This window comes from Acetobacter suratthaniensis (assembly GCF_017377745.1).
Classification (GTDB): domain Bacteria; phylum Pseudomonadota; class Alphaproteobacteria; order Acetobacterales; family Acetobacteraceae; genus Acetobacter; species Acetobacter suratthaniensis.
Genome location: NZ_JAFVMG010000001.1, coordinates 314,379 through 339,546, shown reverse-complemented (window position 1 = coordinate 339,546; position 25,168 = coordinate 314,379). Strand labels below are relative to the sequence as shown.

Below are 25,168 nucleotides of genomic sequence, written 5' to 3'. Positions count from 1 at the left end.
CCAAAATTATAAGGAAAACCAAAGGATAATGCCGTACATATGCCGCAGAAACCAATTCGATAGCAAAATGTCTTGACGGATATGCAAATCAACAATTACCGTTCGGTCATTGATATGGTCGAATGGTAAAAGCGCGTGTCCAATCCCGTCCCCCATGAGAGCAGTCCCGATGGTTTTTACGATGTCGCCATTATCGGCGCAGGTGTGGTCGGCTGCGCCGTAGCACGGCGTTTTGCACTGGCCGGTGCGCGGGTGGTGTTGATTGAAAAAGGCACGGACATTCTCAGCGGGGCCTCAAAAGCCAACAGCGCCATTCTGCACACCGGTTTTGACGCACCACCCGACAGCCTTGAACTGGAACTGGTGCGCAAGGGGCGTGAGGAATATCTCTCCATCCACCGCGAACTCGGGCTTTCTCTGGTCAGAACCGGAGCCCTTGTCTGCGCATGGAGTGCTGGAGAACATGAAAGCCTGCACGGCATAGAGCAACAGGCCCATGCCAACGGTGTGCAGGCCGTGCGCCCCCTGTCCGCAGCACAGGCCCGCGCACTGGTGCCTGCCCTGTCCAGTCGGCTGGTGGCCGCACTGGAAGTTGAGGGTGAACACGTTATCGACCCATGGTCGGCGCCGCTGGCCTATGTCACGCAGGCCATGGCGCTGGGGGCCACCGTTCTGCGCGCGACCGAACTGCTGCACGGCACGTTTGACGGCACATGGACATTGCAAACCAGCACCGGCACCCTGCGTGCAGGCGCTGTGATCAACTGCGCCGGACTGTACGGCGACAGGGTTGACCGTTGCCTTGAACTGCCCGAACGCTTTGAAATCCGCCCCCGCAAAGGACAGTTTGTTGTGCTGGACAAGGCGGCTTTCCGCCATGTGCCGCGCATTATCCTGCCGGTACCGACCGCCATCACCAAAGGGATTGTCATCTGCCCCACGGCATTTGGCAATGTGCTGATCGGCCCCACGGCGGAAGAACAGCCCGACCGCACCCGCGCCAGCCTGGAAACCGACACTCTTGAAGCACTGCTCCAGCGCGGTGCGGAACTGCTGCCCATACTCAGGACTATGCCGGTCAGCGCCACCTATGCGGGCCTGCGCCCCGCCACGGAGCAAAAAGCCTACCGCGTCTATAGCGCCCCCGCCCAGCGCGCCATCACTCTGGGGGGTATCCGCTCCACGGGATTGAGCGCCGCCCTTGGGCTGGCGGCCCACGCCCTGCATCTTTACGAACGGTTTGGCACGCCACTGACCCCGCCTCCCGGCATTCCAGACATCCGTGTGCCTAATCTGACGGAAACCGAGGAACGCGACTGGCAGCGCGCGGATCATGGCGAAATCATCTGCCATTGCGAACGGGTGACGCGCCGCGAAATTGAAGCCGCACTGGCCAGCCCCCTCCCCCCCGGAGACCCCGGTGGCTTCAAACGCCGTACACGTGCGGGCATGGGCCGCTGTCAGGGCTTTTACTGTGGCGCACGCGTAGCCGAAATGACGCAGGGCTGTTTTAGCAACCCGCCCCCTGCCGCAACCGGATCGCAGGGGGACACACCATGACCACAGCGGATGTGATCATTATCGGGGGTGGCCCCTCTGGTGTCGCGGCGGGGCTTACGCTGCGCAAACAGGGTGTGCCGCGCGTTGTGCTGCTTGAGCGCGAAGCCGAACTGGGCGGAGCCACCCGCCATTGCGCCCATTCGCCTTTTGGCATGCGCGAGTTCGGACGTGTTTATTTTGGCGCAGCCTATGGGCGCAGGCTGGCACGCGCAGCACACAAGGCCGGGCTGGACATCCGCACCGGCCACGCCGTTACCGCCGTGCAGCCTCATGGGGTGGTGCAGGTTGTCTCAGCACAGGGTTTGCAGACACTACAGGCCCGGCGGATTCTGGTCATGACCGGCGCACGCGAACGCTCCCGCGCGGCCCGCCTGCTACCCGGCGACAGGCCACAAGGCGTTATAACCACCGGCACATTGCAGGCCAGCCTTGCCTTTCATGGCCTGCGCCCTTTCCGCAGGCCGGTTATTCTTGGCACGGAACTGGTGTCGTTTTCAGCGCTGCTAACCTGCCTGACCCACGGCATCCGCCCTGTAGCCATGATAGAAACCGCCCCCGCACCGCTGGCCCGTTGGCCGCTGCGCCTGTTCCCGCGCCTGATGGGTATCCCCCTGCTCTGCGGGGTGGAGGTCAGCGATATTCTCGGCACACCAAACGTTAATGAGGTCACTGTCCGTAAGGGAGGGGCTACCCGCGCCCTCGCATGCGACGGGCTGCTGCTGACTGGCCGTTTCACGCCTGAAAGCGCGTTGTTCCTCCAGTCTGATATAGGGGTGGAACCCGCCACGTCCGGCCCGGCCATCGACCAGTATGGCCGCACGCATGACCCGCTTATTTTCGCGGGGGGCAATATCCTGCGCGCTATCGAAACCGGCGGCTGGGCCTTTCGGGAAGGCAGGGCCGTAGGCGCTGCCGTTGCGGATGACCTGCGCCAGTCACCCGAAACGGCTCCCCCTGTGCCGGTTACGTTTGATGCGCCGCTACGCCTTGTTGTGCCTTCGCTCCTGCGCCGCAGTACACGCCCGCAACGGGCATTCCCTTCCTTTCAGCTCCGCTTCGACCGGGCGGCACGCGGCGTGCTGCGCCTGACGCTCGATGGTGAGGAAGTCTGGCGCAAGCGTGGCGCATGGCGGCCGGAACGCCGGGTGCTGGTACCCCTGCCGCCACAGGCCACGCAGGCCGAGCATGTTCATTTTCATTTCGATGAGCGGAGTTGACAATGCGCGTCGCGGCCCTTGACCAAGGCACCACCTCAACCCGCTGTCTCGTGTTTGAGGATGGCGCAGACTGGCAACTTGTCGGCAGCATCCAGCATGCCCAGCACTACCCGCATCCGGGCCATGTGGAACATGATGCAGAGGAACTGCTGGCCAACCTGCGCACGCTTCTGGCTCAGGCCGGGCGGATAGATGCCATCGGCATTGCCAATCAGGGAGAAAGCTGTCTGGCATGGGATGCCCTTACAGGCGCGCCACTCTCCCCCGTGATCGTCTGGCAGGATGCCCGCACGGCAGACAGTCTGGCCAGCCTGAGCGCCGATGCCGCCGAACGTTCGCGCGCCCTGTGCGGCCTACCGCTCGACCCGTATTTTTCCGCCAGCAAGCTCGGCTGGATTGTACAGACCCTGCCCGCCGCCCGCACGGCTCTGGCGGAAGGCCGTTTGCGGCTAGGCACCACGGATGCGTTTTTTCTCGATCGGCTCTGCGGTGTTTTTGCAACCGATGCCGCCACCGCCTCACGCACGGGCCTGCTAGACCTGCAAACGGGCCAGTGGAGTGCTGAACTTTGCGCCCTGCATGGCGTGCCGCTGGACTGCCTGCCCGCAATCCGCAGCGTCAATGGCGGGTTTGGCTGCATAGACGGGGTGCCCGTCATAACCTCCATCGTCGATCAGCAGGCCGCACTCTATGGCCATGGCTGCCGCGCGCCGGGCGATACCAAAATAACGTTCGGCACGGGCGCTTTCCTGCTGACTGTTGCGGGAGAAAACCGCCCACCAGAAGGGGATCTGCTGCCCACAGTAGCCTGGCGCCTGCACGATGCCGCCCCCACCTACGCACTGGAAGGCGGGGTATATGATGCAGGAGCCGCACTGGAATGGGCGCGCAGCCTCAGGCTGTTCGACATCATGGAGGAGCTGTCTGATTTCGAGGGGCCATCAGCTCTTTCACGCGGGCTGGTCTGCGTGCCTGCCCTCTCCGGGCTAGCCGCTCCGTTCTGGGACAGGACAGCCGCCCCTCTGTTCATTGGCATGTCGCACGGCACCACCCGGCAGGACATGGTACGCGCCCTGCTCGAAGGCATTGCCATGCTGACAAGCGGACTGATTGCCGCAGCCCCTACAGGGGCCAGCATCACCTGCGATGGCGGCCTGTCACAAAGCTGGTATTTCGCGCAGTTTCTGGCCTCGGCCAGCAAGCGCACCATTATCGTGCCGGCCATGCATGAAGTCACGGCGCTGGGCCTTGCCGAACTGTGCGGAGTGGATGTTGCGCCCATCCGCAACCAGACCCGCGTTTTCCACCCCGATGGCACCGTCAGCGCGGCAGAGCATGAGCTTTTCCGCAAGGCGGTCGAACGATCGCGCCACTGGTTTGGCCCGACCGGGAATACCCCCGACTGAACACCCCGTTTGAAAGCTTTTTATCCCTAACAGCCATCCGTCTTTATTTTGTATCGTATTCGAAATAATAACCCGAATAAGGAAAGACACATGAGCAGCATACCCCCCTCCGCCCTGCCCCATGTGGGCGGGCAGGACACGCTCAAGCGTGACGTCACCGCGTTTCAGTCCTTTGCCATCGCCTTTGGTTTTGTTTCCATCGCCACGGGTATTTTCACGGCCTATGGGGCCATGCTGGCGACATCCGGCCCGATGGGAATCTGGACATGGCCCATTGTGGTAATCGGGCAGTTGATGGTGGCGTTTGTTCTGGGCTCGCTTTCCGCACGTATTCCCATTACCGGCTACGCCTATCAGTGGACATCGCGCGTGGCCAACCCGGTTCTGGGCTGGATCATGGGGTGGGTCAGCTTTACCTTTCTGGTGATTGTGCTGTGCGCCGTGGATTACACCATTGCCTCAACCGTGCTGCCCGCCATGCTGCACTACACCGGTGGCGCTTTTGACGCATGGTGGATTACCACTCTTGTCATTATCGCACAGGCCCTGCTGATTGCCTTTTCCACCAAGGCCACGCAGGCCTTCAACGCGATGGCTGTCACCCTTGAACTGATCGGTATGAGCTGCCTTGTGGTGCTGCTGTTCGTAGTCGGCTGGTATCGCCACAGTCTTGATTTTTCACTGCTGTTCAATACCGGCGCACTGAGCCGCTCGGGTTATTTCTCCCTTGGTTCGCTCACGCATGTTGGCCCGTGGTTCATGGGTACGCTGCTGGGGGCCTTTACCATTGTGGGGTTTGAATCCGCCGCCAATCTGGCCGAGGAAACCAACGAACCCGCCCGCGTGGTGCCGCGCGCCATGTGGCAGGCCATTGTCAGTGTGGGCGGACTTGGCATGCTGTTCCTGATCGCCATTACAGCACTACTGGGTGATGTTACGGCCATGACGGCGTCCCCCACCCCGATTGCCGATGTCATTACCCGCGTGCTTGGCCCTGTAGTGGGCAGTCTGTTGCTGCTGCTGGTGATTATTTCCATTTTTGCCTGCGGGCTGGTCATTCTGCTGTCCGGCACGCGGCTGGTCTGGGCCATGTCGCGCGATGAGCGCTTTCCCGGCTGGCAGATGCTGCACCGCATTCACCCCACCCTGCGCACACCGGTAAACGCCACCATTCTGGTGTCGATTGTGGGGGAAGCTATTCTGAGCATCTTCTCGCGCGATACGGATGCGCTGTTTGTCCTGTTTTCTGCCGCTACACTTCTGCCGACCATCATCTACACCGTTTCGGTGCTGATGTACGCCATCCGCCGCAACAGCCTGCCGCCCAGTCAGGGTTTTTCGCTCGGCCGGTGGGAAAAGCCGGTGGTCACGCTGGCATTGTTGTGGCTGCTGTTTGAACTGACGATCTTCCGTGATGAGTCCTTCTTCAAACCGTGGCTGTATGTGCTGATCATGCTGGCTATCGGCGCGGTCTACCTCGTATGGCTGCTGGCCACACGCGGCCGCCACGGTCTGGCCATGCCCGACATGATCGCGGTGGATGCCATTCTGGATGCAGACAAGGGGGCCGAATACGATACTGCGGAACACTAAAACATCCGCACACAATGCATGAGACGTGGCCGCTCCTTCAGGCAAAGGGCGGCCACAATTTTTTGACCACCACACGGCGTTTTTCACGGCCCCGACAGCGCCCGCCTTATGGCGATGCGGCATAAGCCTTGCTAGGCTAAAGCCATCGGAACGCGACAAACGCTGCCCCGGTCGCGTTTGCAACCGGGCGCACTCATGGTTCGCTCCCCCTGCACCTGACCCCGGAGACCGCCATGCCCACGACCGCGCCACGCCTGATCCGCTCCATCCGCCTGCTTGACGCGGCGGAAGCACGCATTGCATCGGAGTTTACCGCACCACCCCCGCCACAAAGCCCTCTGGCCACCGACGCCCTGCTGGCACTGGCGCATGAATACCAGCCCACAGCAATGCTGGTGACCCATATGACACCCCTGCGCGCCACCGATATTGCGGCCCTGCCGGAATGCGTAAAGCTGGTGGCGACCGTCAGCGTCGGGCTGGATCATCTTGACCTTGCGGCCCTGCATGCCCGAGGCATTACCGTGTCCAACACGCCTGACGTGCTGACCGACTGCAATGCAGACCTGAGCATGATGCTGATTCTGGCCGCCAGCCGCAGAGCTGCGGAATATTTCACCCTCGTCAAAACCGGCTGGACCCGCCCACTGGGGCTGGGTGACATGCTGGGCCACCGGGTTACGGGCAAACGGCTTGGTATTGTCGGCATGGGGCGGATCGGTCAGGCCGTAGCCAGGCGCGCGCGTGGTTTTGATATGGAGATTCTCTACCATAACCGCAGCCGCCTGCCGCCCGAACACGAAGCAGGCGCCACCTACTACGCGCAACTGGAAGACATGCTGCCGCAATGCGACATCCTGACCCTGCATGCCCCGGCCCAAAGCTCGGGCGCACCGCTTATGGATGAACGCACCCTGTCCCTGCTGCCGCGTGGCGCTGTGCTGGTCAACGCCGCGCGCGGCAAACTGGTGGACGAAAGCGCTTTGATGAATGCTTTGCGTTCAGGCCATCTGGCCGGGGCCGGTCTTGATGTTTACCAGACCGAACCCAACCCCAACCCTGAACTGGTGGCCATGCCCAATGTTTTCACCACTCCGCATACAGGGAGTGCTACGGTTGAAACCCGCACCGCCATGTGCATGCTGGCGCTGGATAACGTGGCGGCCCTTGCCGCAGGGCGCCCCCTGCCCTCGCGCGTAACGCCCTGAAGGAGAAGCCCGCATGACCATGCGCCTGTTCTGCGTGATTGGTATCGGCCTATGCGCTGCCGTCACATTTCTGGCCCCACCCTATGAAGGGGTGGCTGAAATTCTGGGGGTTTCCTTTTTAGGACTGGCAACCATCACAACCCTGCTGGGTCAGGCCTGACACAAAGCTGAATGAGCGGCTTAAAGCCGCTCATCCTTGGGCTGTCCACTCAGGGTATCGCGCATGGCCAGCGCCGTATCCCGCACAACGGGGCCGTGCTCACGCTCAAGCCTGCGAATGGTAAAATGAGCATGAGCCAGCGCACGATAATGGTTAAGAAACGCCGTGTTCAGCGATGCACCGCATAGCGCGCCCGCTACCGGCATAAGCTGGAGCGAAAGCTTATGCCCCAATGCCAGACCGTAATGCGAGGCCACCTCGGAAATCAGCATTACTACGGGGCGGCCACGCAGCACCGCACGGGCCGAGAAATAGCCAAGCTCGCTTTCCTCACCATTCCGCCGGTTGGGGAATGCCCTGAGCGCGAACACTTCCAGACAGGCACGGCGGGCATCCGGGTCGTTCAGGTCTTCCCCTTCCTCGCGGGCGATGCGGGCAATCTCGCGCATGATGGTCAGGGTCGTAAAGCCGATATCCGGCCCCAGGCCTGCCAGCCCCGCAAACCCGCCGACAGCCCCGGATACGGCCACCGCAGCCTGCATGGCGGGCACACGCCAGCGCGGTGTTTCTTCCATCGGGGCATCGGCGGTGCCACGCAAGCCCAGCACGGCAACATCAAACGCACGCGTAACCGCTGTTTCGACAAGGCCGTGCAGTTTTTCCTCGAAGTTCGGGGCCATACCGATACCCCGTAGCCCAAGCCGGGCTGCATGCCCGACCGCGCCCCCCATGATATCCGCCAGACGAACAAGCACGCCTCGACCCGACTCCACCTCAGCCAGAGCGGTTTCGAGTTCGTGCAGTTCCGGCCCGCTCAGCACCAGCGTGGTCAGCGCACCACCAAGAGGGTTAGCCGTTGCCCCGGTGCCCTGATTTTCCTTTGTGCTCATCTGTGCTCTTCCCACCCTTCCGCGCCGGCCACAAGTGCCCGGCCAAACAAGTAAAAACCAGCATATCAGTCATGCCGCCCGAAAAACAGCGCAGGGCACACAACACCCGCCTGCATGGGCGAACAGCGTTGTCTCCCACGCCGCAAGCCCTTACACACCAGTAAGGGAGACTCTGGCGCATGCCTGTCTCCCGTCCCGCGCTTTCAAGGAGTTGCCGTGATGGTTGGCCGTCCCCCCCGTTCCGCCCCTTTCTCATTCAAGGCAGGCACCCTTGCCAGCGTCATGCTGCGGGGCGCCCCCCTGCTGGCCATGCTGCTGACCCTGAGCGGTTGCGCCAACCCTGCGCGCAAGGCCTACCGGGTAGCGCTGGCCGATGCCCGCAACGACCCCAGCCTGTGTCAGACTGCAAACTTTGGGCCCATAGGCATCTACCAGCCCCTGATCGCTCAGGCATGGCAAAAGGCGCACTCCACAGACGGAGCCAACGCCCAGAACAACTCCCAACCCGCAAGAGAAACCCCCACCGTCACGGTGTCCGACCTGTCCAGCGCACCGGAAGTGTACATTCCGCCGTATTCACAGCGCGCCTGCCACATGACGGCAAGTGTGCCGGGACAGCCTGCGGAAAGCGGCTTCCTGTCCGTGGTGTATTATACGCATGACGGCCATGTCAGTTCATCCCTCGCCCGGTGGGATTCAGACACCAGCATTTCGAAATACTATGATGCGCTCAAGGAAAAGCTGCGCAACGGTGTGGATATGAACAACCCCACCCTGAAAAGCTGCCTGAAGCATTACCCGGCCATCGACCACAAAACCCTTGATCCTTCCATGCAGGAAGCCGCTGTAAGCCTGCGCGCCATGCTGGTACGCCGCTGCATGGCCAATCACGCCGCTTTGCAGGATCTCTATCAGGACATGTATTTCATTCACCGCTAGAACGTGGAGCTGCCGCCCGTCCTGCGGGTGGCAGCAGCGCTCCGGTTTTCCATTAATTAGGATATTCAGGCATGACCATTCGCCAGTTGACCGCTGACTTTGTCGTCTCTCCCCAAATTTCCGTGCAAGATATCGCGGCCATCCGTGATGCGGGGTTCAAGACCATTATCTGCAACCGCCCCGATGCCGAAGAACCCGGCCAGCCTTCTGCCCAGAGCATTGGCGAAGCTGCGGCCGCAGCCGGTCTGTCCTTTATCGCCATTCCGGTTGCATCGGGTCAGGCGCCCTCTTCCGACGCCATTATTGAAACGCAGGAAGCACTCAACACGCTGCCGGGGCCGATTTTCGCCTATTGCCGCAGCGGCAACCGTTCAGCCCAGCTATGGGGCGCTGCCACACAGGGCTGAACCTGTCACATTAAAGTGATACCACCCCCGGCCCGTGTGCCGGGGGCTGGCTCAAGCTGGTTCGACCCAGCCACCCAGACGGCATAGATAAGCCCAGTGTTCAGCCGAAACCGGGCAGACAGACAAACGAGACTGCCTGACCAACGCCAGCTCGGCCAGAGCCGGGTCCGCCTTGATCTGAGCAAGACTTACAGGCTCGGGCATGGGGCCTACAGTCCGCACATCCACACAGACCCATGCACCTTCGGTCGCTGTGGGGTCCGGGTAAGCTTCCCGAACAATCTCAACTACCCCCACAATCGCGCGCTGCACGTTGGAATGGTAGAAAAACGCCCGGTCTCCCGCTTTCATGGCAGCCAGATTTTTGCGGGCCTGATAGTTGCGCACCCCTGTCCAGGGTTCTACGCCATTGGCCACCTGCTCATCCCAGCTAAAGGCGTCCGGCTCACTTTTTATCAGCCAGAAAGACATGCCTAATCCGCCTGCCTGCCATCTTTAAAGACTGTGCGCAAAGGCCGGATAACCACGCTTTCAAACAGGTTCACGCCCATATACGGGTCTGCTGCGGCAAAGCCTTCCGCGGCTTCGCGGTCTGGCACATCAAGCAGGATCAGACTGCCGCAGGCATTGCCCTGCGGATCAAGCTGCGGCCCCGCAAACTGGAGGGACGCACGGTATGTTTCCAGAAAAGCCAGATGCTGCGCACGGGTAACGGCCCGCAGTTCCTGAAGACCCGGGCGATCCGTACAGATGATGGCAAACAGCATCGCATTATCCTTCCGTTGTGTTGCTGGGGCAGAACGCCCATGAACACCCGTATCGTGTCAAGAGCCGTTTAATGCTGTAAAGGCAAGCTGAGCGGTCTCCTTTGTTCGCCCCTTTCCCCCGGCGCGCGGATATGGAAAGGAGAACGACCCAAGCGCAACCAGACACACGGAGCTGACCCCTTTTGAGCGCCTCACCCACCCTTGTCGCGCGCACCGGCAGTTTCTTTCACCGTTACGCCAACCCCGGCCGGTTCCTGAAACTGGGCGCGCGCCTACAGCCATGGCTGACATGGCCCGCCATTATCCTGACCCTGACCGGACTGGGCTGGGGGCTGTTTTTCTCTCCGGCTGACTGGCAGCAGGGGGATTCCGTACGGATCATGTATATCCACGTACCCGCCGCCATGCTGGCGTCTGGCGGATATGCCGGGCTGGCGGTCTGTGCCGTACTGTCTCTTGTGTGGCGGCACCCGCTGGCTGATCTGGCCGCGGTTGAAATCGGGCCGGTGGGGGCCTGCATTACCGCGCTGTGTCTGGCAACAGGTTCGCTCTGGGGTAAACCCATGTGGGGAACATGGTGGGTATGGGATGCCCGGCTAACCTCCGTGCTGGTGCTGTTTTTTCTCTATCTCGGCCATATCACGCTCATCCGCGCGTTTGACGACCCGCAGCGCGGCTACCGTGCCGCCGCCATTCTGGCCCTTGCCGGAGCGGTTGATCTGCCCATTATCAAGTTTAGCGTGCAATGGTGGAATACCCTGCACCAGCCCGACAGCATTACCCTGACCGGCGCCCCCACCATGTCCAGTTCCATGCTGTGGCCGCTGGCGCTGTCCACTCTGGGTATTTCCCTTGGCTTTGCCGCACTGGTGCTCGCACGCACCCGCGCCGCCGTGATGGAAAGCCGTATTCAGGCGCTGCTTTCCTCACCTCGCCGTAATCAGGGGACTGCCGCATGACACACCTGCCCTATATTGCCGCCAGTTACGGGCTTGGCCTTGTGCTGACCCTTGCTCTGTCCCTCAACGCCGCATGGCGGCTGAAAACGGCGCGTGCGCGTCTGGCGACACTGGAGCGCAGTAGCCTGCGCGCCGTCCAGCCCGCCGCCAGCAGCATGGATACCCCCTCATCATGACCCGCAAGACCCGCCGCCTGTGGCTTGTAATTGCCTGCGTGGCCTGTCTTGGCACCGCCGCAACTCTGGTGCTGCGGGCGTTTTCATCCGACATCGTATTTTTTGTCACCCCGTCACAGGTTGCGGCCTCGCCGCCGCCGAAGGATCGCACCGTCAAGCTCGGCGGCATGGTGGTGGCTGGCTCCGTCCACCGCGAACGCCACGGCGAAACCCCCGTGGCCACGTTTGATGTAACGGACGGTCAGGCTGCGGTCAGCGTGCATTACGAGGGTATCCTGCCCGACCTGTTCCGTGAGGGGCAGAGCGTTGTCGCCATTGGCACCGCCAATTCCGCGCATGATTTCACCGCATCGGAAGTGCTGGCCAAGCATGATGAAACCTACATGCCCAAGGAAGTAGCCGAAGCCCTGAAAAAAAGCGGCAAATGGGACCCGCGCTTCGGCCCGCCCCCCAGTGCGGCAAGCTGGAACAGCATGACCGTGCAGGATGCCCGCAAGGATATGACTGCCCCCGCCGCAGCTCCGGCTCCGGCGCAAACCACTACACAGCCAGCCCCCTGAAGCTGTTTTTTACCTAAGCCCCTCTTTTCCTCACCGCTACCGGCGCGCGCCGCCGGTTCCGCAGACCTGACGCAGGACAGACGAACTTTCCCATGCTGAGCCCCGAACTCGGACACTACGCCCTTGCCCTCGCCTGCGTTCTGGCCGCCGTGCAGGGCATACTCCCCCTTATTGGCGCACACCGGCGCGACCCGCGCCTGATGGCGCTTGCCCCCGGTCTGGCCATAGGTCAGCTTATCGGGCTGGTTACGGCCTTTGCCTGCCTGATCCATGCCGCCGTCACGGATGATTTTTCAGTCCAGAACGTGGCCGCCAACAGTGCTGTTTCCAAACCGCTGCTGTACAAAATTACCGGCGTGTGGGGGAACCACGAAGGCTCTATCCTGCTCTGGGCGCTTATTCTGGGGCTGTGCGGGGCGGCCGTAGCCGCCTTCGGGCGCAACCTGCCTTCTGCCCTGCGGGCGCGGGTTATCGCCATTCTGGGCCTTGTCGCCACCGGGTTTGAACTCTTCTGCCTCACCACATCAGACCCGTTCGCGCGCGTATGGCCCGCCCCCATGGAGGGGCAGGGCATGAATCCGCTGTTGCAGGACCCCGGTCTGGCCTTCCATCCGCCCATTCTCTACACCGGCTATGTTGGTTTTGCCGTGCCGTTTGCCTTTGCCATCGCCGCCCTGATCGAAGGACGGGTTGATGCCGCATGGGGCCGCTGGGTACGCCCATGGGCCGTGGCCGCATGGTGCTTTCTGACCTGCGGGATCGCCATGGGGTCATGGTGGTCTTACTACGTGCTGGGCTGGGGTGGTTACTGGTTCTGGGACCCGGTTGAAAACGCCTCGCTTATTCCGTGGCTGACCGGCACCGCCCTTATTCATTCCGCCATTGTGGTGGAAAAGCGCGAAGCACTGAAAATCTGGACCGTGCTGCTGGCCATCGGCACGTTTTCCTTCTCGCTTTCAGGCACATTCCTTGTGCGTTCGGGCATTCTCAATTCCGTGCATGCTTTTGCCAATGATCCTGCGCGCGGCATTTTCATTCTCGGGCTTTTGGGGCTGGTTATTGGTGGCTCTCTGGCCCTGTTTGCCTATCGCGCACCTTCGCTGACGGCGGGGGGACTATTTGCCCCGCTCTCGCGCGAAGGCGCTCTGGTGCTGAACAACATCCTGCTGTGTTCGCTCTGCGCCGTGGTGCTAACAGGCACCATGTATCCGCCTTTCATGTCGCTGCTGTTCGACCGCACGATTTCAGTCGGCAAGCCATTTTTTGACGCGACCACCATTCCGCTTGCCCTGCCGCTGTTCATCTTCATGGGGTTTGGCCCCATGCTACCCTGGAAGCGCGCACAGCTCTGGCCCGTGCTCAACCGCCTGTGGCTGGCAGCGGGCCTGACAGTTGTGGCCGCCCTTGTCGCCACCCGCCAGCTTTCGGGCGTGCTGCCGGTGCTGTGCGCTGCCGCCGCGATCTGGATCATGGTCAGTTGCGCCACCGACATCGCAACGCGCATTCAGCTTTTCCGGGTTTCTCTGGCTACCAGCCTGCACCGTCTGCGCGGATTGCCACGCGCCATTATCGGCACGGCCATTGCCCATACGGGTGTGGCCATTACCGTACTGGGGCTTGCTGGCATGTCGCAGGCGCAGCACCGGATTGTGGAGGTACCAACAGGCTCCACCCAGACCCTCGCGGGGTATGAGTGGACGCTGACGGACGTACATAGCGAACCCGGCCCCAACTATACGGCGATGGTCGCCACGATTGAAATCCGCCGCAACGGGCAACTGGTAACGGTGCTGCGCCCGTCAAAGCGTAGTTTCAACACCCAGAACCAGACCACAACCGATGTCGCCATCCATACCAACCTGCTTTCGGATCTGTACGGCGTGCTGGGCGACAGCCACGGCACGGAAGGCCACATGACCTATGTGCTGCGCCTGCATTACAACCCGCTGGCACCGTGGATGTGGCTGGGTGCATTGGTGATGGCCTTTGGTGGCGCCCTGTCGCTGTCAGACAGGCGGGTGCGTGTGGGCGCACCCCGCCGCGCTGCTTCTTCCGTACAGCCTGCCTCCACACAGGGTAACAACGCATGAACACCTCCGGTTCCACCACCCGCCGCCGCCTTCTCATGGCCCTGCCTCTGGCCGGAGCCGGAGCCGTGGGCGTGGCGTTCTGGAAGATGCTCTCGGGCATGCAGCACGGATCATTCAACCCGCATGACATCAATGCCCCGGTGCTTGACCGCCCTGTGCCAGACTTCAATCTGCCGGGGCTGCCTCCTGCCGAAGGCTTTGGCACCGCCGAACTGAAAGCCCTTACGGCCCCTGTTCTGGTCAATTTTTTTGCCTCGTGGTGCATTCCCTGCGTTGCGGAAATGCCCACACTCATGGCGTTCAAAGATCAGTTGCCAATATGGGGCGTGGCCTACAAGGACAAGCCGGACAATGCAGCGGCCTTCCTGCGCCACTCGGGCAATCCGTTCGCCCGTCTGGGCAATGACCCGCAGGGCCGCGCAGGCATGGACTGGGGTTTGTCCGGCGTGCCGGAAACCTTCCTGATCGGGCCGGGTGGCGTTATTCGCTGGCATACGGCCACCCCGCTGAGCGAAGACATTATTCGCGGCACCATTCTGCCGCTGGCCGCACGGCTTAAAACCCCATGAGCGCCCCTTCCCCCACCCCCATTCGGCGGTTGTTCAGCCGCCTTGCCTCTGGCCTGCTAGCCGCAAGCCTGCTGCTGGCGGTGCCGCTCTATGGCCTTGCGGTAGATGATCCATCCGAAATGCTGCCCGACCCGCATGCGGAAGCCCGGGCCGAGGCTATCGGTGCGCAATTACGCTGTCTTGTCTGCCAAAATGAGTCGATTGAAGACAGCAGCGCCGGACTGGCCCGCGATCTGCGCCGCGTCGTGCGTGAGCATGTGGCACAGGGCGAAAGCAACCAGCAGATCATGCAATGGATGGTTAGCCGGTATGGCAATTTTATCCGGCTGAAGCCCGCCCTGTCTCTTGGCACCATCATGCTCTGGAGCATGCCGGTTCTGGCCCTGCTCTTAGGCTGCGGCGCTGCATTTTTCTTTTATCGCCGCCATGCGGCCGCACCGCCACCACCGCCCCTGAGCGACGATGAAAAAAACCGGCTCGCCCAACTGACCGGAAAGGACGACAGGACATGATCTGGCTTTCCATTGCGCTGCTCAGCCTCATTGCGCTGGCCCCTGCGGCCACGGCCCTATGGCGGCGCACCCGCTCCATCCGCGATGAGCGCAGCACCGCACTCGCCCTGCACGATGCCCAGTTGGCCGAACTCGACCGCGATCTGACAGTTGGCCTGATTGCCTCGGGCGAGCACAGTATTGCAGTATTGGAAATCCAGCGCCGCATTCTGGCCGCCGACATGGCCCCGTCCTCCGCACGGGAACGGAGTGCGGCATGGCCGGGCTGGCTGGCTCTCGGGCTGGCTCCGGTGCTGGCTGTCGCCCTGTATCTGACCAACGGTGCACCCATGCTGCCAGCCCAGCCACTTGGCCCCCGGCTGGTAGAACAGCATCAGCACGATGTGCGCGATGATGCCGTTATCGCCCAGTTACGCTCTGCCATTACGGCACTCCCCGCAACCGACCCCAACCGTAGACAGGGCTACCTGCTGCTCGGACAGGCCGAAGCCGGGCGTGACCATTACGAGCAAGCCGCTCAGGCATGGGGGCAGGCGCTGGATATGGGCTTTGATGCCGAACTGGCCGCCCGCACAGGTGAGGCGCTGACCCGCGCACACCATCACGTAACCCCCGATGCGCTGGCCCTGTTCCGCAAGGCGCTGGATGCCGCCCCGCAGGGTGCGCCATGGCGTGAAGCCGCACAGGCCCGCGTAGCGCAGGGCGAACATGATCAGGAAAATCCGTAAACACCCGTAAAGGGCACCCGGTCAGGCTCCTAGCCTGACCGGGTACAGGCGAATGCCTGCTTTAAAAGCCGTTTCCGCTCCGCACAAAAACGGGCCGCAGATGGGTTTGTTTACGTGTCTGCCGCCATGGAGAGGGCGGCTGGCAGGAAATAAAATACAGCCCCATGGCAAAAACAACGCTGCCACAGGCATCCGGCCAGACAATCATGGCGAAAATCATGGGAGCGCTCACGGCTTCATAAAGCTTGTAGGCCATGAAGCCGATGGACAGCACCCGCAGGCTGAGCAGCATATAACGTAAAGGATTGGCCTGCCCGACCTTGACCAGCGCTCGCATGCGCGCCGTCCCGATAAAAAAGGTCAGATACAGAACCCAGCCCAGAACGTTATACAGCATGTCTGAAATGGCGGTCATGCCAGACATGAAGAACACACCCGCAATGACAACCGCCGTCATGAGAATGGAGCCAAGCTGAAGGCTCATGCCCACATCAAACGGGCTTAACCGGTCTGGCAGGCGATCAGCCAGAGGCTGAAAGACCTTGTCCAGCAGCCAGGCATCCATGCTGGTAATACGCTCGCCCAATGTCATGGCGTGTCTATGCTCCTGCTTGCCGCCCCGTTCAGGCCGGCTTATCCCCTGCGGGGGGCAGAACCCCGTCTGGCGTTTTGCCATCGACAGCGGCGGGCAGGCAATGCGCCAGCGCCGTCAGCACACCATCGGCGGGCAGGCCGGTTTTCTGCACCATGTCATGCACGACATCGCTCCCCAGAATCGTACGAATTTCATCCGGCGTTACCGGCAGGTTGCTGTTCTGGCTCACCCACGAGCGCACCTTATCGCCCAGACCGGCCTGTTCCGCACGGTCAACCAGCGCCTGAATGGACTGCGGCTGCAAAAGCGACTGCACCTGCTGCTGGACGAATGTCTGCACATCCACCCCCAGAGCACTGCCGACCTTACCCACAATATTCTGAAAGAAATCAGACATTTCGGCTTTCCTTCCCTGCCCGGCACATCATGCGGGGCTGCCTGTGGCGGCTCTCTTGCGCACCTTTGCCGCCAGTATGGCAGACTGAGACGCGGGCATAAATTTTTTTTACTAGACCGGCCGCAACATTCTCCTGTCCGCCGATAGCTGATATGCGTTTGAACCTACAAGGAAAAACCGGACAGACGCGCTAGGCTTGCCGGCACAGTTCCCTGTGATTGTTTTCCGCGCCGCAAAACACAAAGTAGCCGCCGTGTTCAGTCTTTCATCTCTAGTGCTTGCCCGGATCGGCTCATTACGCACCCTGCGCCCGCTTGGTCGCCCCGGCAGCCAGAGCAAACTGCCGCTCGCCTGGCTGCTGGCGCCCACGCCTGCGGCGTTCGGGTTTGCCGTTTGCAGTACGATCGCCGCCCTGCTCTCGCTCGTCATCGCCCTGTGGATGGAGCTGGACGACCCGCAATGGGCGCCCATGACGGTGTGGATCGTCGCACAGGGCTCACGCGGGGAAAGTCTTTCCAAGGCGCGGTGGCGTCTTGTCGGTACCGGCGTGGGGGTGGTGATGTCCATCACCCTTATTTCCGCCTTCAACCAGCATGCGTGGCTTTTCTTCCCCGCCCTCGCACTCTGGCTTGGCGGGTGCTGCACACTGGCAACCCTTGTCCGCAACTTTCGGTCCTACGCTCTGGTGCTGGCCGGTTATACGACCTGCATTATCGCTCTAGGCGCTATCCCCGACCCTGAAAACGTGTTCATGACCGCCATGTCCCGCGCGACCTACATCGTGCTGGGGATTGTCTGTGAAAGCACGGTGGCGGGGCTATTCGCCCACAATCTCGCCCAGACCGCACGGCGCAACATGCGCGACAAGCTGCGTACGGCACTCAACAACGTCTCATCTTCGGTTTCCAGCCTGCTTTCGGGCGACAAGGAAGCCATGATCCGCTCCCGCACGCTCTTTGGCCCCATCCTCACCATCAACGACCAGATCGAGTTTTCCGAGGTTGAAATGGGCCCCCACGGGCGCGAGGGGGATCATGCGCGTGCGGCTCTTTCGGCTGTATCCGTGCTGCTATCGCGCGGGCTGGGCATGGCGGTGCGCCTGCAATATGTCCAGACCGACCAGCCAGCTTTCCGCGCCACGTCCACCCGTGTAAGCGAATTTCTGGCGAGCCTGCCCGCACGCCTGAACGGCGATGAGCCTATCCGCCTGCTCCTGCGTGACCTGCAACTGCTACGCGCTGAATGCCACCAGCAGATCGTGGATGCCCTGACCCACGAAATCGGTAGCGTATTCGATCCGTCAGATGATCACTCGCAGCTAACCGCCCTGCTTGATGGCCGCATCCTGCACAACGCGCTGGATGAACTGCTGGGCGAGCTTGAGCAGGGGCTACGCGAATATGACGCCAGCCAGCACTTTATCAAAGGCGATCAGTTTCATTTCCGCCTGCCCACACACATGGACAAGCGCGAAGCCCTGTACAACGGCGTGCGGGCTGCTGTGGCCATTACCGCCGCCGGGCTGATCTGGGAATGCACAGCCTGGGATATGGGGCTGGGCTTCATTACCTTTGTCGCCATTGTCTGCGGTCTGTTCGCCACGCGTGAAAACCCGGTGGTGGCCACCACGCAGTTCATGGTCGGCAGTTTGTGGGCGGCCTTTGTGTCGTTCTTTCTGGTGTTTTTCATCCTGCCCACGCAGGCCAATTATGAAATGCTGGTGGCGACCCTCGCCCTCCCCATGATCGCAGGGGGGCTTGCCGCCCGCAACGCCGGCACAGCTCTGCACTCGGCAGCTTATACACTGCTGCTGCCCAATTTCGTGCACCCGCTCAACCAAGGCCGCGAAAACGAGGTAGCATGGTTCAACTCCACGTTGGCCGTGTTGCTGGGGGTATGTTTTGCGGTGCTGATTTTCCGTGCCGTGCTGCCGTTTAACAATGCGGCGGAACGCTGGCGCATGCGCCGGGCTATCCTGCGCGATCTGCGCGTGCTGGCTTCAAGCGACCCCCTGCCCGAAACGCGCGAATGGATCGGGCGTAATATCGACCGTTTCTCCCGCCTCATCCGCCATGCGGGGCCAACGCCTTCCCCCACGATCGAAGGGTGCCTGCAAGGCACGCTGGCGGCCATGACCATCGGGCTGAATATCATCCGCCTGCGTGCGCTGCTCAAGCGTAACCAGATCCCACCTGCCGCGCGCCGGGCCATTGAAATTGTCATGAAACGCATGAGCAATTTTACGGGGCTTTACGGCCATACCGCCCGCGCCGCGCGGGAGGCCACCATTGCCCTGCGGACGATGGAAACCACCGAGCCGAACATCGCCAAGCGTATCGAACTCACGCGCGCGATTGCCTATCTGATCGTGGTATCGCACGAGCTGGAGGTCAACGCTGTGTTTCTGGATGCCTCCAAACCCTACAAGGCAGTCTGATCCCCCTTCGGCTTTAAGCAAAGGGGCATATCAAACCGCATACGGGCGTAGGGTTCAGGGGCTGGGAGTTTCGTCCGTAAAGGGATGGAGCGTTACCCCACCAGCCGCACGCGCCCATGCGTTGGCATCATCGGGTGTGGTGGTGCGGATGGAATCCGCCGCCCCCGCAACACCCGCCGCCAGCGTGCTGGACAGATGGCTGGCAGCCCCACCCTGTGCCGCGGCACTCTGGGCGGCGCGTGACCACAGGGCCTGCGCCTTGTCCTTCTGCCCCACGGCATCGGCACTACGGGCAGCCAGAGCCAAAGCCCGCGCCATATCATGGTAATTCCCGCCCTCACGCCGCAAGCTCGCGGCATCTTCGGCCGCACTCATGGCCTGAGCCGGGTTTGTCCGCCGGGCGACAAGAGCCTGTATCTCGCGCTGGTCAGCTTTTAAGGCGGTAGCCTGTGCGACCGACAGCGCCGCGACCACATGCGGGTTCACGGTGCTGATCATGCCGGGTACCTGCGCCAGAGCCGCCGTATCATCCTGCTGATCCGCTGCCAGCGCATAAACCAGTGCAGCACGTGTGCTTAGCAACACCGCCGAGGCATGACCCGCGGCATCAGACGCCGTTGCCCCGCTAACAGCCTGCGCGGCCTTGAGCGCAAGGTCACGCGCCTGCTCGTACAAACCCAGCCGGTAACAGGCGGCTGCATCTACGAGATCGAGATAGGGCATGGCATGGCCACCACGCAGGGCCACGGCACGCCGTGTCTTATCCGCCGTGGCGCGCGCCAGCGCCGGTTCTTCCGCCGCTAGTTGCGCCACAGCCAGATCGTACCCGCTTTCAGCAATTTCCGGCGCACTATCGCGTAGCAGAGCAAGTGACGCGGCTTTGCGATACTGGGTTTCCGCTACCGTGTAGCGCCCGAGCATGAACGAATCCCGCCCGGCGGACAGGAACTGCTGCAAAGCGACATCATACTGTTCCGCCGCAGGCTCTGGCTGAGCACCGCCACACCCGGCCAGCGGCAGCAGGGCGACCAGAGGCAGAACCGTACGCAACAGGAGGTTCGGCTGTCTTACGCATCCGCCCTTGGTAACGGGCTGAGGGCCAGTATTTCTCATGGCTGCACATGCTCCGGGTCCAGACGGTTATGCCGCGAAACCTTGTGGCCACCCAGCAGCCATGCCCCCCTGAGCTGGTCTGTCAGCTTTTCCAGCCCATACAGGGTGGTTTGCGCCTGTGCGAGCAGAGCGGGCAGATCGGCCATGCTTTCATCCAGATTGCCCGCGATATTCTTGACATGCGGCGTGGCTGCCTTGAGGTCGCCAGAGGCCGACTGCACATTGGCCATCGTCGCATCGGTCTTTTTCATAACCCCGGAAATCTGCTGCTCTATCGGCCGCAGGCGTGTGATAACCTCATCGAGCGAGGCAATGGTCGCTTCAGCCTGACGGATAAGCTGATCATTGGTCATCAGCCGCCCCACCGTGCCCTTGCCCGCGTGCATATCGGTCATGGTGGAATCAAGCTCGGCCATCATGTGTCGTGCACTGGCCAGTGCGGGCATGATCTGGCCCTGAATGCTCTCGAAGGTAGCGGTAATCTGATCCGCCGGATTGGGGGCCGGTGTGGCCTTGATAACCGCGTAGCTCCAGTCCATCGGCTCGCCCGCACCACGGCTGAGATCGAGATAGGATGCCCCGGTAACAATAAGCTGCTTGCGGATAAGAGCCGTGCTGTCCCGCCGGATAAAGGGTTTAACCTGCGGATCAAGGTCTACATTGGCATACATACTGCCAGACGGGTTGAGCTTGATGGAGCGGATAGTACCCGCATGTGCGCCCATAAGCTGCACATCGCCACCCACTGTCAGCCCACCCACCCCTGAGTCAGGCAACACCACACGCAAGCGGGCCGGTGGGGTCAGCCAGTCGCGCAGGATACCCGCCTCGATCACGGAACCCGCGAAAATGACAAGACTGAGAAGAACAAGAAAGCCCACCCATTCATCCGCATAGCGGATGGAAACAAGAGGTTTGACTTTCTGCCTTAGGCGGAGCTGGAACATTATCCCATCCGTACTGCTACGAGACCGTCATCGGCAAGCCGCCAGGTCGCTGTGACACCCGTGCGGTAACGCTGCCATACAGCAGCATTCCGCACGAGCCATATAATACCGGCCCCCCGGTCACGGGCTTCTGTCAGGGCCTCAAGGAACGGGTTCGCCAGTTCCTGCGGCCCCCCTTCCAGAGGGTCTTCGAGCAGAAGCAGGTGGGGTCGGCCCAGAAAAGCCCGCACACAGCCTGCCCGGCACAGATCGGCATCGGACATTCTGTCCGGTGCCTGTGTGGGCAGGCCCGGCAGGCCAAAAGATGCAGCCAGACGCGCGGCCTCGGCCAACAGATCATCCTGCGTGCGGGTGGTATGATGCAACTGCTGCAACATGATCGCAAGGTGCATGGGCACGAAACCGGGCCAGCTTGGCCGCCGGGCAATCCGCCCGATCCGCCCGCGCAGGGCGTTAAGCTGGCGGTCTTTCATTTCCGTCCAGTCCAGCCCCATAAAACTGACCTGCCCGGCATCAAGCGGCACCAGCCCGCTGCACATATCCGCAAACATGGTTGCACGCTGGGGGTCGCGTTCTTCCACCACAAAGCAGTCACCCGCCATCAGGCGCAGGCTCATCGGACGGGGCGGCAGACCGCTTTCTTCAAAGGACGGAACAGCCTTGTTCAGTTCCAGCAGCGGGCCTGCGGTATAGGTATCCATGCTCTACAGATCCAGACTGAACAGCACGCTGACCACCATCACGATCAGCATCCCGCGTGAAAAACCACGCGGCAGCAGGGAGCGTAGGGTGTCGTGCCGGGTGGCGGTCAGCCCGGTCAGACAACCGCCCAAGCCCACAACAAAGCCCACCGTAATGAACTTGAGCGGGATAATAGCATAATCCATTCCCGACATGGCCGTGACAACGCTATCCAGAAACGTCCAGACCGGGCTGCTGATAACCCCTGTCAGGCGGCTCATGACATAGCCCGTCACCAGAGAGGCGAACGAGAACAGGATACCCAGCGTAAAACCCGCCACGGTAAAAGCCAGCGTACGCGGCATAACCAGCAGCAGGAAGGGATCAACCCCAACCGCCTGCATGGAGCGCACCTCGCCCCCGATCGTCAGCAGGCCCAGTTCCGTGGTGGACAGCATGCCGTTACGCCCCAGCAGCAGCATACCGACCAGAATAGGGGCGATTTCGCGCACCACCACATTGATCAGGATGGAGCCGGTCATGGTGGCAAGCCCCGTCAGACCCAGCCAGTAGATAACCTGCGACACCGCAGCCACCCCGGTCAGCACCCCGGCAAACAGGGTAGCGACAAACCCGCCCCGGATAATGTCGTTCATGGTGCTGATAAACTCATACCGCACCGTACGCCGCCATGAATGTGCACGCAGGCTTTCGTAGATAACCCCCCACGATGCGCCGAGCATGATCAGCAGAAACCGAGCCTGCCGCCGTGTCAGCCAGCCAATCCAGCCCAGCCGGTTGCAGCTCCAGCCCAGCAGGGAGTCGAACCGCCCATGCGAAACTCCCGGCCGCCCTGCCAGAATGGGGTCGTTAGGGTCTTGCATATCCTCAGTGGAGGACAGTTCGGCCTGCGGAGTTTCTGGCTTTTCCGTCATCGGCTGGCCGCCAGCGTATAAGCCCGGCCCAGACCCAGATGCGGGGTAAAGAACGTGCCACGGCTGCGGAACAGGTAGCGATCACGCAGGGCGGCGTAAACGCGCTCCGTCACCTGAATGACACCGGGATCGGACGCGCCTTCGGACATCAGCTCCGCCAGCGAGACAGTCTGCCCCCACAGGTTGAAAACCTGTGGCGCCTGCCCCACCAGTCCCCCAAAGGCCGGGCCATAATCCATGCCCATAGAGAAAACAGGCTCCAGATCAACCGCTGCCAACGCGCCCATGAAGGTCTCACGCATTTTCAGCGCGGCATCGGCCAGTCTGGTCAGTGCTGTGGGGTCTTCCTCCGCCCCGCAACCCGCCATGCAGATCATGCGATGCCCTGCCACTTCCACGGCAAACAGCTGGTGTTCCAGTGCGATGCTCTGCACATGGGTTGCAAGCTGGTCGATCAGCGAAATCAGGGCTTCGGTTTCCTGCGCACCTTCCACCTCGGGGTCGGAGAAGGAAATAATCAGCACGGCCACGGCATTGTAAACATTGGCCCCGCTCAGCCCGTCCATGCCCGGCGTGTGCATGAGCATATTGTCGGTCAGCAAGGGCGGCAGCACTTTATGGGGCTGTGTCGCCAGCGGGTTTTTCTGCTGCGATGGGTCTTTTTCGCCAACACGCATAGCGGCAAAGCGCATCCCTGCGATAGCAGCCACGATGTCCACAAAATACTGCTGTTGCGCGAGCAGTCTCGGGTTTTCGAGCGCGACCATCCCTTCAATACCGCGCGGCCCATGCACCGGAAACACCGCCAGCATGGAGGTGCCGATTTCGCGCATGACCAAACGCTCAAAGCGCCCCGTCCGCTCATCGGCCGCAGCATTGATAACGGTAAAGCACGCCCCTTCATCAATCGCGCTGAAAAAGCTGCCCAACTCGGCCCGGCCCATTTCAAACCCGCCGGTATGGGTGTCCTGCTGGTGGTCGTAGGAATCCTCGCACACCATGGCCGCGCCATCGTGCAGAAAACGCCACAGGCTGGCGCGGCGGCTATCCGTCACGACAGCAAGCTGTTCGGTCAGTACCAGCGGTTCGATCGTAGGGTCGAACAGGCCGGGTGACACCGCCACCTGACGGGCCGCGGCACTTTCCTGCTCCACCTGCTGGTTCTGCTGCGACAAAGCCCGGGCACCGCGGTCCGTCCGGCGTACCTGACGGATGAACAGCCCCCCCAGCAATGTGGAAAATACAATGATAATCCCGGCAAACTGAAGGCTCTGGCGGCTGCTCTGGTGGGCAAAGCTGGCCATGTCCTTTTCTGGCACGGCAATCAGCAGTACCCATCCCTGCGAATACCGAGGCAGAGCCGAAGCCATGACAATATAGCGCCGGCTGTTCCATGTAACGCTGTGCACGCCAAAGCCCCGCACGCGGTAATGGTCATAACCAAGGGCGAAAACGGGTTCATCCTTGGGGTCTATACGCATGTTGTCGGGGTTCCAGTTGGCCGCGCGGGCTTTCTGGTCAAGGTTGCGCCCGGCCATGATCCGGCCCTGTGAATCCACAATCATGGCGCTGCCGGTCTGGCCGATCTTGATGCGGTCCAGATAGCTGCTCAGTTCATTGAGCGAAATATTGGTGGCAAAAACCAGTTCGTTGCCATCAGCTCCCTTGAAGCGCAGGGAACTGGTCATGACAAACTGCTTGCTATCCGAGAACAGGTAAGGCTGCGTCCATTTTATATCGCTGCTGCCCTTGGTGCTGGTAAACCATGGCCGAACACGCAGGTTATAAGCGCCTGCATCTTCATCATATTCAGAAACCTTCTGGCCTTTCTGATTGTACAGCGCATGGTGGAAATACTGATGCCCGTTTTTGACAATCAGCACTTCATGATCCAGCAGATCTGGGTCGGATGAGCGCGTAACCAGCCGCAGGATGCCGTCTTCTCCCCCCAGATAAAAAGACTGAAGCTGCGGAATTTTGCGCAGCATGGTGCTCGCATAGGAGTAGAACACCTTGTCCTGCACCTGCACGGGGGCGTGCTCTATCATGCCGCTGGCAATCAGGTTCCCGGCTGCGGCGGGCATGATGTAATCAGCCACTTCCTGCACGATATAGCTCTGCACCGCCTCGACCAGTTCCTGCGTCAGACGGGCAACACCTTCGCGCGTTGTGCGGTATGAACTCAGGCCAACCCAGGCAATGGCCCCCACGGCCAGAATGGTCAGGCCAAAAGGTAGGGCCAGATGCAGCAGCGCCTTGCGCATGCCGGCTTGGTTCTGGGCGGTCGGGTCAATAATTTCTTCAGAAGACACGCAACGGTTT

At 61.5% G+C, this 25,168-nt stretch carries 26 protein-coding genes; 16 read left to right on the top strand and 10 right to left on the bottom strand.

Annotated elements, in window-relative coordinates:
* Positions 1-135: 135 nt before the first annotated feature.
* The 6 genes from J2D75_RS01615 (at position 136) to J2D75_RS01590 (ending at position 7,144) form a co-directional block, all read left to right on the top strand.
* Entirely contained in the window at positions 136-1,560 is a 1,425-nt protein-coding gene (locus J2D75_RS01615; RefSeq protein ID WP_207852097.1) for an FAD-dependent oxidoreductase, read from the top strand.
* The gene (locus J2D75_RS01610) at positions 1,557-2,777 is read left to right on the top strand and encodes an NAD(P)/FAD-dependent oxidoreductase (RefSeq protein WP_207852095.1); all 1,221 of its coding nucleotides are present in this window, start codon (positions 1,557-1,559) and stop codon (positions 2,775-2,777) included. Before J2D75_RS01615 ends, J2D75_RS01610 begins: the two co-directional genes overlap by 4 nt.
* Before the next feature lie 2 nt (positions 2,778-2,779).
* Positions 2,780-4,183, top strand: coding sequence for an FGGY family carbohydrate kinase (locus J2D75_RS01605; protein WP_207852093.1), 1,404 nt, complete (start codon positions 2,780-2,782; stop codon positions 4,181-4,183).
* Between the two features lie 90 nt (positions 4,184-4,273).
* Positions 4,274-5,776, top strand: coding sequence for an amino acid permease (locus tag J2D75_RS01600; protein ID WP_207852091.1), 1,503 nt, complete (start codon positions 4,274-4,276; stop codon positions 5,774-5,776).
* A gap of 233 nt (positions 5,777-6,009) precedes the next feature.
* Positions 6,010-6,984 carry a 2-hydroxyacid dehydrogenase gene (locus tag J2D75_RS01595; RefSeq protein ID WP_207852089.1) on the top strand — a complete coding sequence of 325 codons (975 nt, stop codon included), beginning with the start codon at positions 6,010-6,012 and terminating at the stop codon, positions 6,982-6,984.
* A gap of 13 nt (positions 6,985-6,997) precedes the next feature.
* Positions 6,998-7,144 (top strand): hypothetical protein, encoded by a 147-nt coding sequence (locus J2D75_RS01590; protein WP_207852087.1) that lies wholly within the window; start codon positions 6,998-7,000, stop codon positions 7,142-7,144.
* A 20-nt stretch (positions 7,145-7,164) separates the two neighbouring features.
* Here J2D75_RS01590 and J2D75_RS01585 read toward each other — a convergent pair whose 3' ends face one another.
* Positions 7,165-8,034, bottom strand: coding sequence for an EcsC family protein (locus J2D75_RS01585; protein ID WP_207852085.1), 870 nt, complete (start codon positions 8,032-8,034; stop codon positions 7,165-7,167).
* A 219-nt stretch (positions 8,035-8,253) separates the two neighbouring features.
* On the opposite strand from J2D75_RS01585, the gene J2D75_RS01580 reads away from it, so the two are divergent.
* A complete protein-coding gene (locus tag J2D75_RS01580) occupies positions 8,254-8,973 on the top strand; it encodes a hypothetical protein (RefSeq protein WP_243428383.1) in 720 nt (239 codons plus the stop codon).
* A gap of 71 nt (positions 8,974-9,044) precedes the next feature.
* Positions 9,045-9,380 carry a TIGR01244 family sulfur transferase gene (locus tag J2D75_RS01575; protein ID WP_207852083.1) on the top strand — a complete coding sequence of 112 codons (336 nt, stop codon included), beginning with the start codon at positions 9,045-9,047 and terminating at the stop codon, positions 9,378-9,380.
* Positions 9,381-9,431: 51 nt separating this feature from the next.
* Here J2D75_RS01575 and J2D75_RS01570 read toward each other — a convergent pair whose 3' ends face one another.
* Positions 9,432-9,851, bottom strand: coding sequence for an EVE domain-containing protein (locus J2D75_RS01570; protein ID WP_207852081.1), 420 nt, complete (start codon positions 9,849-9,851; stop codon positions 9,432-9,434).
* A 2-nt stretch (positions 9,852-9,853) separates the two neighbouring features.
* Positions 9,854-10,147 (bottom strand): YciI family protein, encoded by a 294-nt coding sequence (locus J2D75_RS01565; RefSeq protein ID WP_207852079.1) that lies wholly within the window; start codon positions 10,145-10,147, stop codon positions 9,854-9,856.
* Positions 10,148-10,329: 182 nt separating this feature from the next.
* Between J2D75_RS01565 and J2D75_RS01560 the strand changes: the two genes are divergently transcribed.
* From J2D75_RS01560 to ccmI, 7 genes are all read left to right on the top strand, one after another.
* On the top strand, positions 10,330-11,106 hold the full coding sequence (locus tag J2D75_RS01560; protein ID WP_207852077.1) for a heme ABC transporter permease: 777 nt from the start codon (positions 10,330-10,332) through the stop codon (positions 11,104-11,106).
* Complete coding sequence (locus tag J2D75_RS01555) at positions 11,103-11,282, top strand: heme exporter protein CcmD (protein WP_207852075.1); 180 nt, start codon at positions 11,103-11,105, stop codon at positions 11,280-11,282. The genes J2D75_RS01560 and J2D75_RS01555 overlap by 4 nt, the downstream gene beginning before the upstream one ends.
* Complete coding sequence (gene ccmE / locus J2D75_RS01550) at positions 11,279-11,842, top strand: cytochrome c maturation protein CcmE (RefSeq protein ID WP_207852073.1); 564 nt, start codon at positions 11,279-11,281, stop codon at positions 11,840-11,842. The genes J2D75_RS01555 and ccmE overlap by 4 nt, the downstream gene beginning before the upstream one ends.
* Positions 11,843-11,934: 92 nt before the next feature.
* Positions 11,935-13,932, top strand: a complete 1,998-nt coding sequence (locus J2D75_RS01545; RefSeq protein ID WP_207852071.1) for a heme lyase CcmF/NrfE family subunit — start codon at positions 11,935-11,937, stop codon at positions 13,930-13,932.
* Entirely contained in the window at positions 13,929-14,501 is a 573-nt protein-coding gene (locus J2D75_RS01540; RefSeq protein WP_207852069.1) for a DsbE family thiol:disulfide interchange protein, read from the top strand. The genes J2D75_RS01545 and J2D75_RS01540 overlap by 4 nt, the downstream gene beginning before the upstream one ends.
* Entirely contained in the window at positions 14,498-15,013 is a 516-nt protein-coding gene (locus tag J2D75_RS01535) for a cytochrome c-type biogenesis protein (protein WP_207852067.1), read from the top strand. The genes J2D75_RS01540 and J2D75_RS01535 overlap by 4 nt, the downstream gene beginning before the upstream one ends.
* Complete coding sequence (ccmI, locus tag J2D75_RS01530) at positions 15,010-15,741, top strand: c-type cytochrome biogenesis protein CcmI (RefSeq protein ID WP_207852065.1); 732 nt, start codon at positions 15,010-15,012, stop codon at positions 15,739-15,741. Before J2D75_RS01535 ends, ccmI begins: the two co-directional genes overlap by 4 nt.
* 61 nt (positions 15,742-15,802) lie before the next feature.
* On the opposite strand, the gene J2D75_RS01525 is transcribed toward ccmI, so the two are convergent.
* Positions 15,803-16,333: a hypothetical protein gene (locus J2D75_RS01525; RefSeq protein WP_207852063.1), complete on the bottom strand. Its 531-nt coding sequence runs from the start codon at positions 16,331-16,333 to the stop codon at positions 15,803-15,805.
* A 31-nt stretch (positions 16,334-16,364) separates the two neighbouring features.
* A complete protein-coding gene (locus J2D75_RS01520) occupies positions 16,365-16,733 on the bottom strand; it encodes a YidB family protein (RefSeq protein WP_207852061.1) in 369 nt (122 codons plus the stop codon).
* A 253-nt stretch (positions 16,734-16,986) separates the two neighbouring features.
* Here J2D75_RS01520 and J2D75_RS01515 point away from each other — a divergent pair, with 253 nt between their 5' ends.
* Positions 16,987-19,170 carry an FUSC family protein gene (locus tag J2D75_RS01515; RefSeq protein ID WP_207852059.1) on the top strand — a complete coding sequence of 728 codons (2,184 nt, stop codon included), beginning with the start codon at positions 16,987-16,989 and terminating at the stop codon, positions 19,168-19,170.
* A gap of 54 nt (positions 19,171-19,224) precedes the next feature.
* Here J2D75_RS01515 and J2D75_RS01510 read toward each other — a convergent pair whose 3' ends face one another.
* From J2D75_RS01510 to J2D75_RS01490, 5 genes are read right to left on the bottom strand one after another with little or no spacing between them, the layout of a single operon-like run.
* The gene (locus tag J2D75_RS01510) at positions 19,225-20,283 is read right to left on the bottom strand and encodes a tetratricopeptide repeat protein (protein WP_243428382.1); all 1,059 of its coding nucleotides are present in this window, start codon (positions 20,281-20,283) and stop codon (positions 19,225-19,227) included.
* Positions 20,280-21,230: an MlaD family protein gene (locus tag J2D75_RS01505; RefSeq protein WP_207852057.1), complete on the bottom strand. Its 951-nt coding sequence runs from the start codon at positions 21,228-21,230 to the stop codon at positions 20,280-20,282. The genes J2D75_RS01510 and J2D75_RS01505 overlap by 4 nt, the downstream gene beginning before the upstream one ends.
* Positions 21,230-21,931 carry an ABC transporter ATP-binding protein gene (locus J2D75_RS01500; RefSeq protein WP_207852055.1) on the bottom strand — a complete coding sequence of 234 codons (702 nt, stop codon included), beginning with the start codon at positions 21,929-21,931 and terminating at the stop codon, positions 21,230-21,232. Before J2D75_RS01500 ends, J2D75_RS01505 begins: the two co-directional genes overlap by 1 nt.
* A 3-nt stretch (positions 21,932-21,934) precedes the next feature.
* Positions 21,935-22,846, bottom strand: coding sequence for an MlaE family ABC transporter permease (locus J2D75_RS01495; RefSeq protein WP_243428381.1), 912 nt, complete (start codon positions 22,844-22,846; stop codon positions 21,935-21,937).
* Positions 22,843-25,158, bottom strand: a complete 2,316-nt coding sequence (locus J2D75_RS01490; protein WP_207852053.1) for an adenylate/guanylate cyclase domain-containing protein — start codon at positions 25,156-25,158, stop codon at positions 22,843-22,845. The genes J2D75_RS01495 and J2D75_RS01490 overlap by 4 nt, the downstream gene beginning before the upstream one ends.
* Between the last annotated feature and the right edge of the window lie 10 nt (positions 25,159-25,168).

Coding starts and splice junctions, on each gene's coding strand:
- J2D75_RS01555 (WP_207852075.1), top strand. CDS start 11,103: ATGACACACCTGCCCTATATTGCCGCCAGTTACGGGCTTGGCCTTGTG.
- J2D75_RS01545 (WP_207852071.1), top strand. CDS start 11,935: ATGCTGAGCCCCGAACTCGGACACTACGCCCTTGCCCTCGCCTGCGTT.
- J2D75_RS01600 (WP_207852091.1), top strand. CDS start 4,274: ATGAGCAGCATACCCCCCTCCGCCCTGCCCCATGTGGGCGGGCAGGAC.
- J2D75_RS01595 (WP_207852089.1), top strand. CDS start 6,010: ATGCCCACGACCGCGCCACGCCTGATCCGCTCCATCCGCCTGCTTGAC.
- J2D75_RS01525 (WP_207852063.1), bottom strand. CDS start 16,333: ATGACATTGGGCGAGCGTATTACCAGCATGGATGCCTGGCTGCTGGAC.
- J2D75_RS01605 (WP_207852093.1), top strand. CDS start 2,780: ATGCGCGTCGCGGCCCTTGACCAAGGCACCACCTCAACCCGCTGTCTC.
- ccmE (WP_207852073.1), top strand. CDS start 11,279: ATGACCCGCAAGACCCGCCGCCTGTGGCTTGTAATTGCCTGCGTGGCC.
- J2D75_RS01500 (WP_207852055.1), bottom strand. CDS start 21,931: ATGGATACCTATACCGCAGGCCCGCTGCTGGAACTGAACAAGGCTGTT.
- ccmI (WP_207852065.1), top strand. CDS start 15,010: ATGATCTGGCTTTCCATTGCGCTGCTCAGCCTCATTGCGCTGGCCCCT.
- J2D75_RS01540 (WP_207852069.1), top strand. CDS start 13,929: ATGAACACCTCCGGTTCCACCACCCGCCGCCGCCTTCTCATGGCCCTG.
- J2D75_RS01585 (WP_207852085.1), bottom strand. CDS start 8,034: ATGAGCACAAAGGAAAATCAGGGCACCGGGGCAACGGCTAACCCTCTT.
- J2D75_RS01580 (WP_243428383.1), top strand. CDS start 8,254: ATGGTTGGCCGTCCCCCCCGTTCCGCCCCTTTCTCATTCAAGGCAGGC.
- J2D75_RS01575 (WP_207852083.1), top strand. CDS start 9,045: ATGACCATTCGCCAGTTGACCGCTGACTTTGTCGTCTCTCCCCAAATT.
- J2D75_RS01535 (WP_207852067.1), top strand. CDS start 14,498: ATGAGCGCCCCTTCCCCCACCCCCATTCGGCGGTTGTTCAGCCGCCTT.
- J2D75_RS01590 (WP_207852087.1), top strand. CDS start 6,998: ATGACCATGCGCCTGTTCTGCGTGATTGGTATCGGCCTATGCGCTGCC.
- J2D75_RS01570 (WP_207852081.1), bottom strand. CDS start 9,851: ATGTCTTTCTGGCTGATAAAAAGTGAGCCGGACGCCTTTAGCTGGGAT.
- J2D75_RS01495 (WP_243428381.1), bottom strand. CDS start 22,846: ATGACGGAAAAGCCAGAAACTCCGCAGGCCGAACTGTCCTCCACTGAG.
- J2D75_RS01510 (WP_243428382.1), bottom strand. CDS start 20,283: ATGAGAAATACTGGCCCTCAGCCCGTTACCAAGGGCGGATGCGTAAGA.
- J2D75_RS01610 (WP_207852095.1), top strand. CDS start 1,557: ATGACCACAGCGGATGTGATCATTATCGGGGGTGGCCCCTCTGGTGTC.
- J2D75_RS01565 (WP_207852079.1), bottom strand. CDS start 10,147: ATGCTGTTTGCCATCATCTGTACGGATCGCCCGGGTCTTCAGGAACTG.
- J2D75_RS01520 (WP_207852061.1), bottom strand. CDS start 16,733: ATGTCTGATTTCTTTCAGAATATTGTGGGTAAGGTCGGCAGTGCTCTG.
- J2D75_RS01505 (WP_207852057.1), bottom strand. CDS start 21,230: ATGTTCCAGCTCCGCCTAAGGCAGAAAGTCAAACCTCTTGTTTCCATC.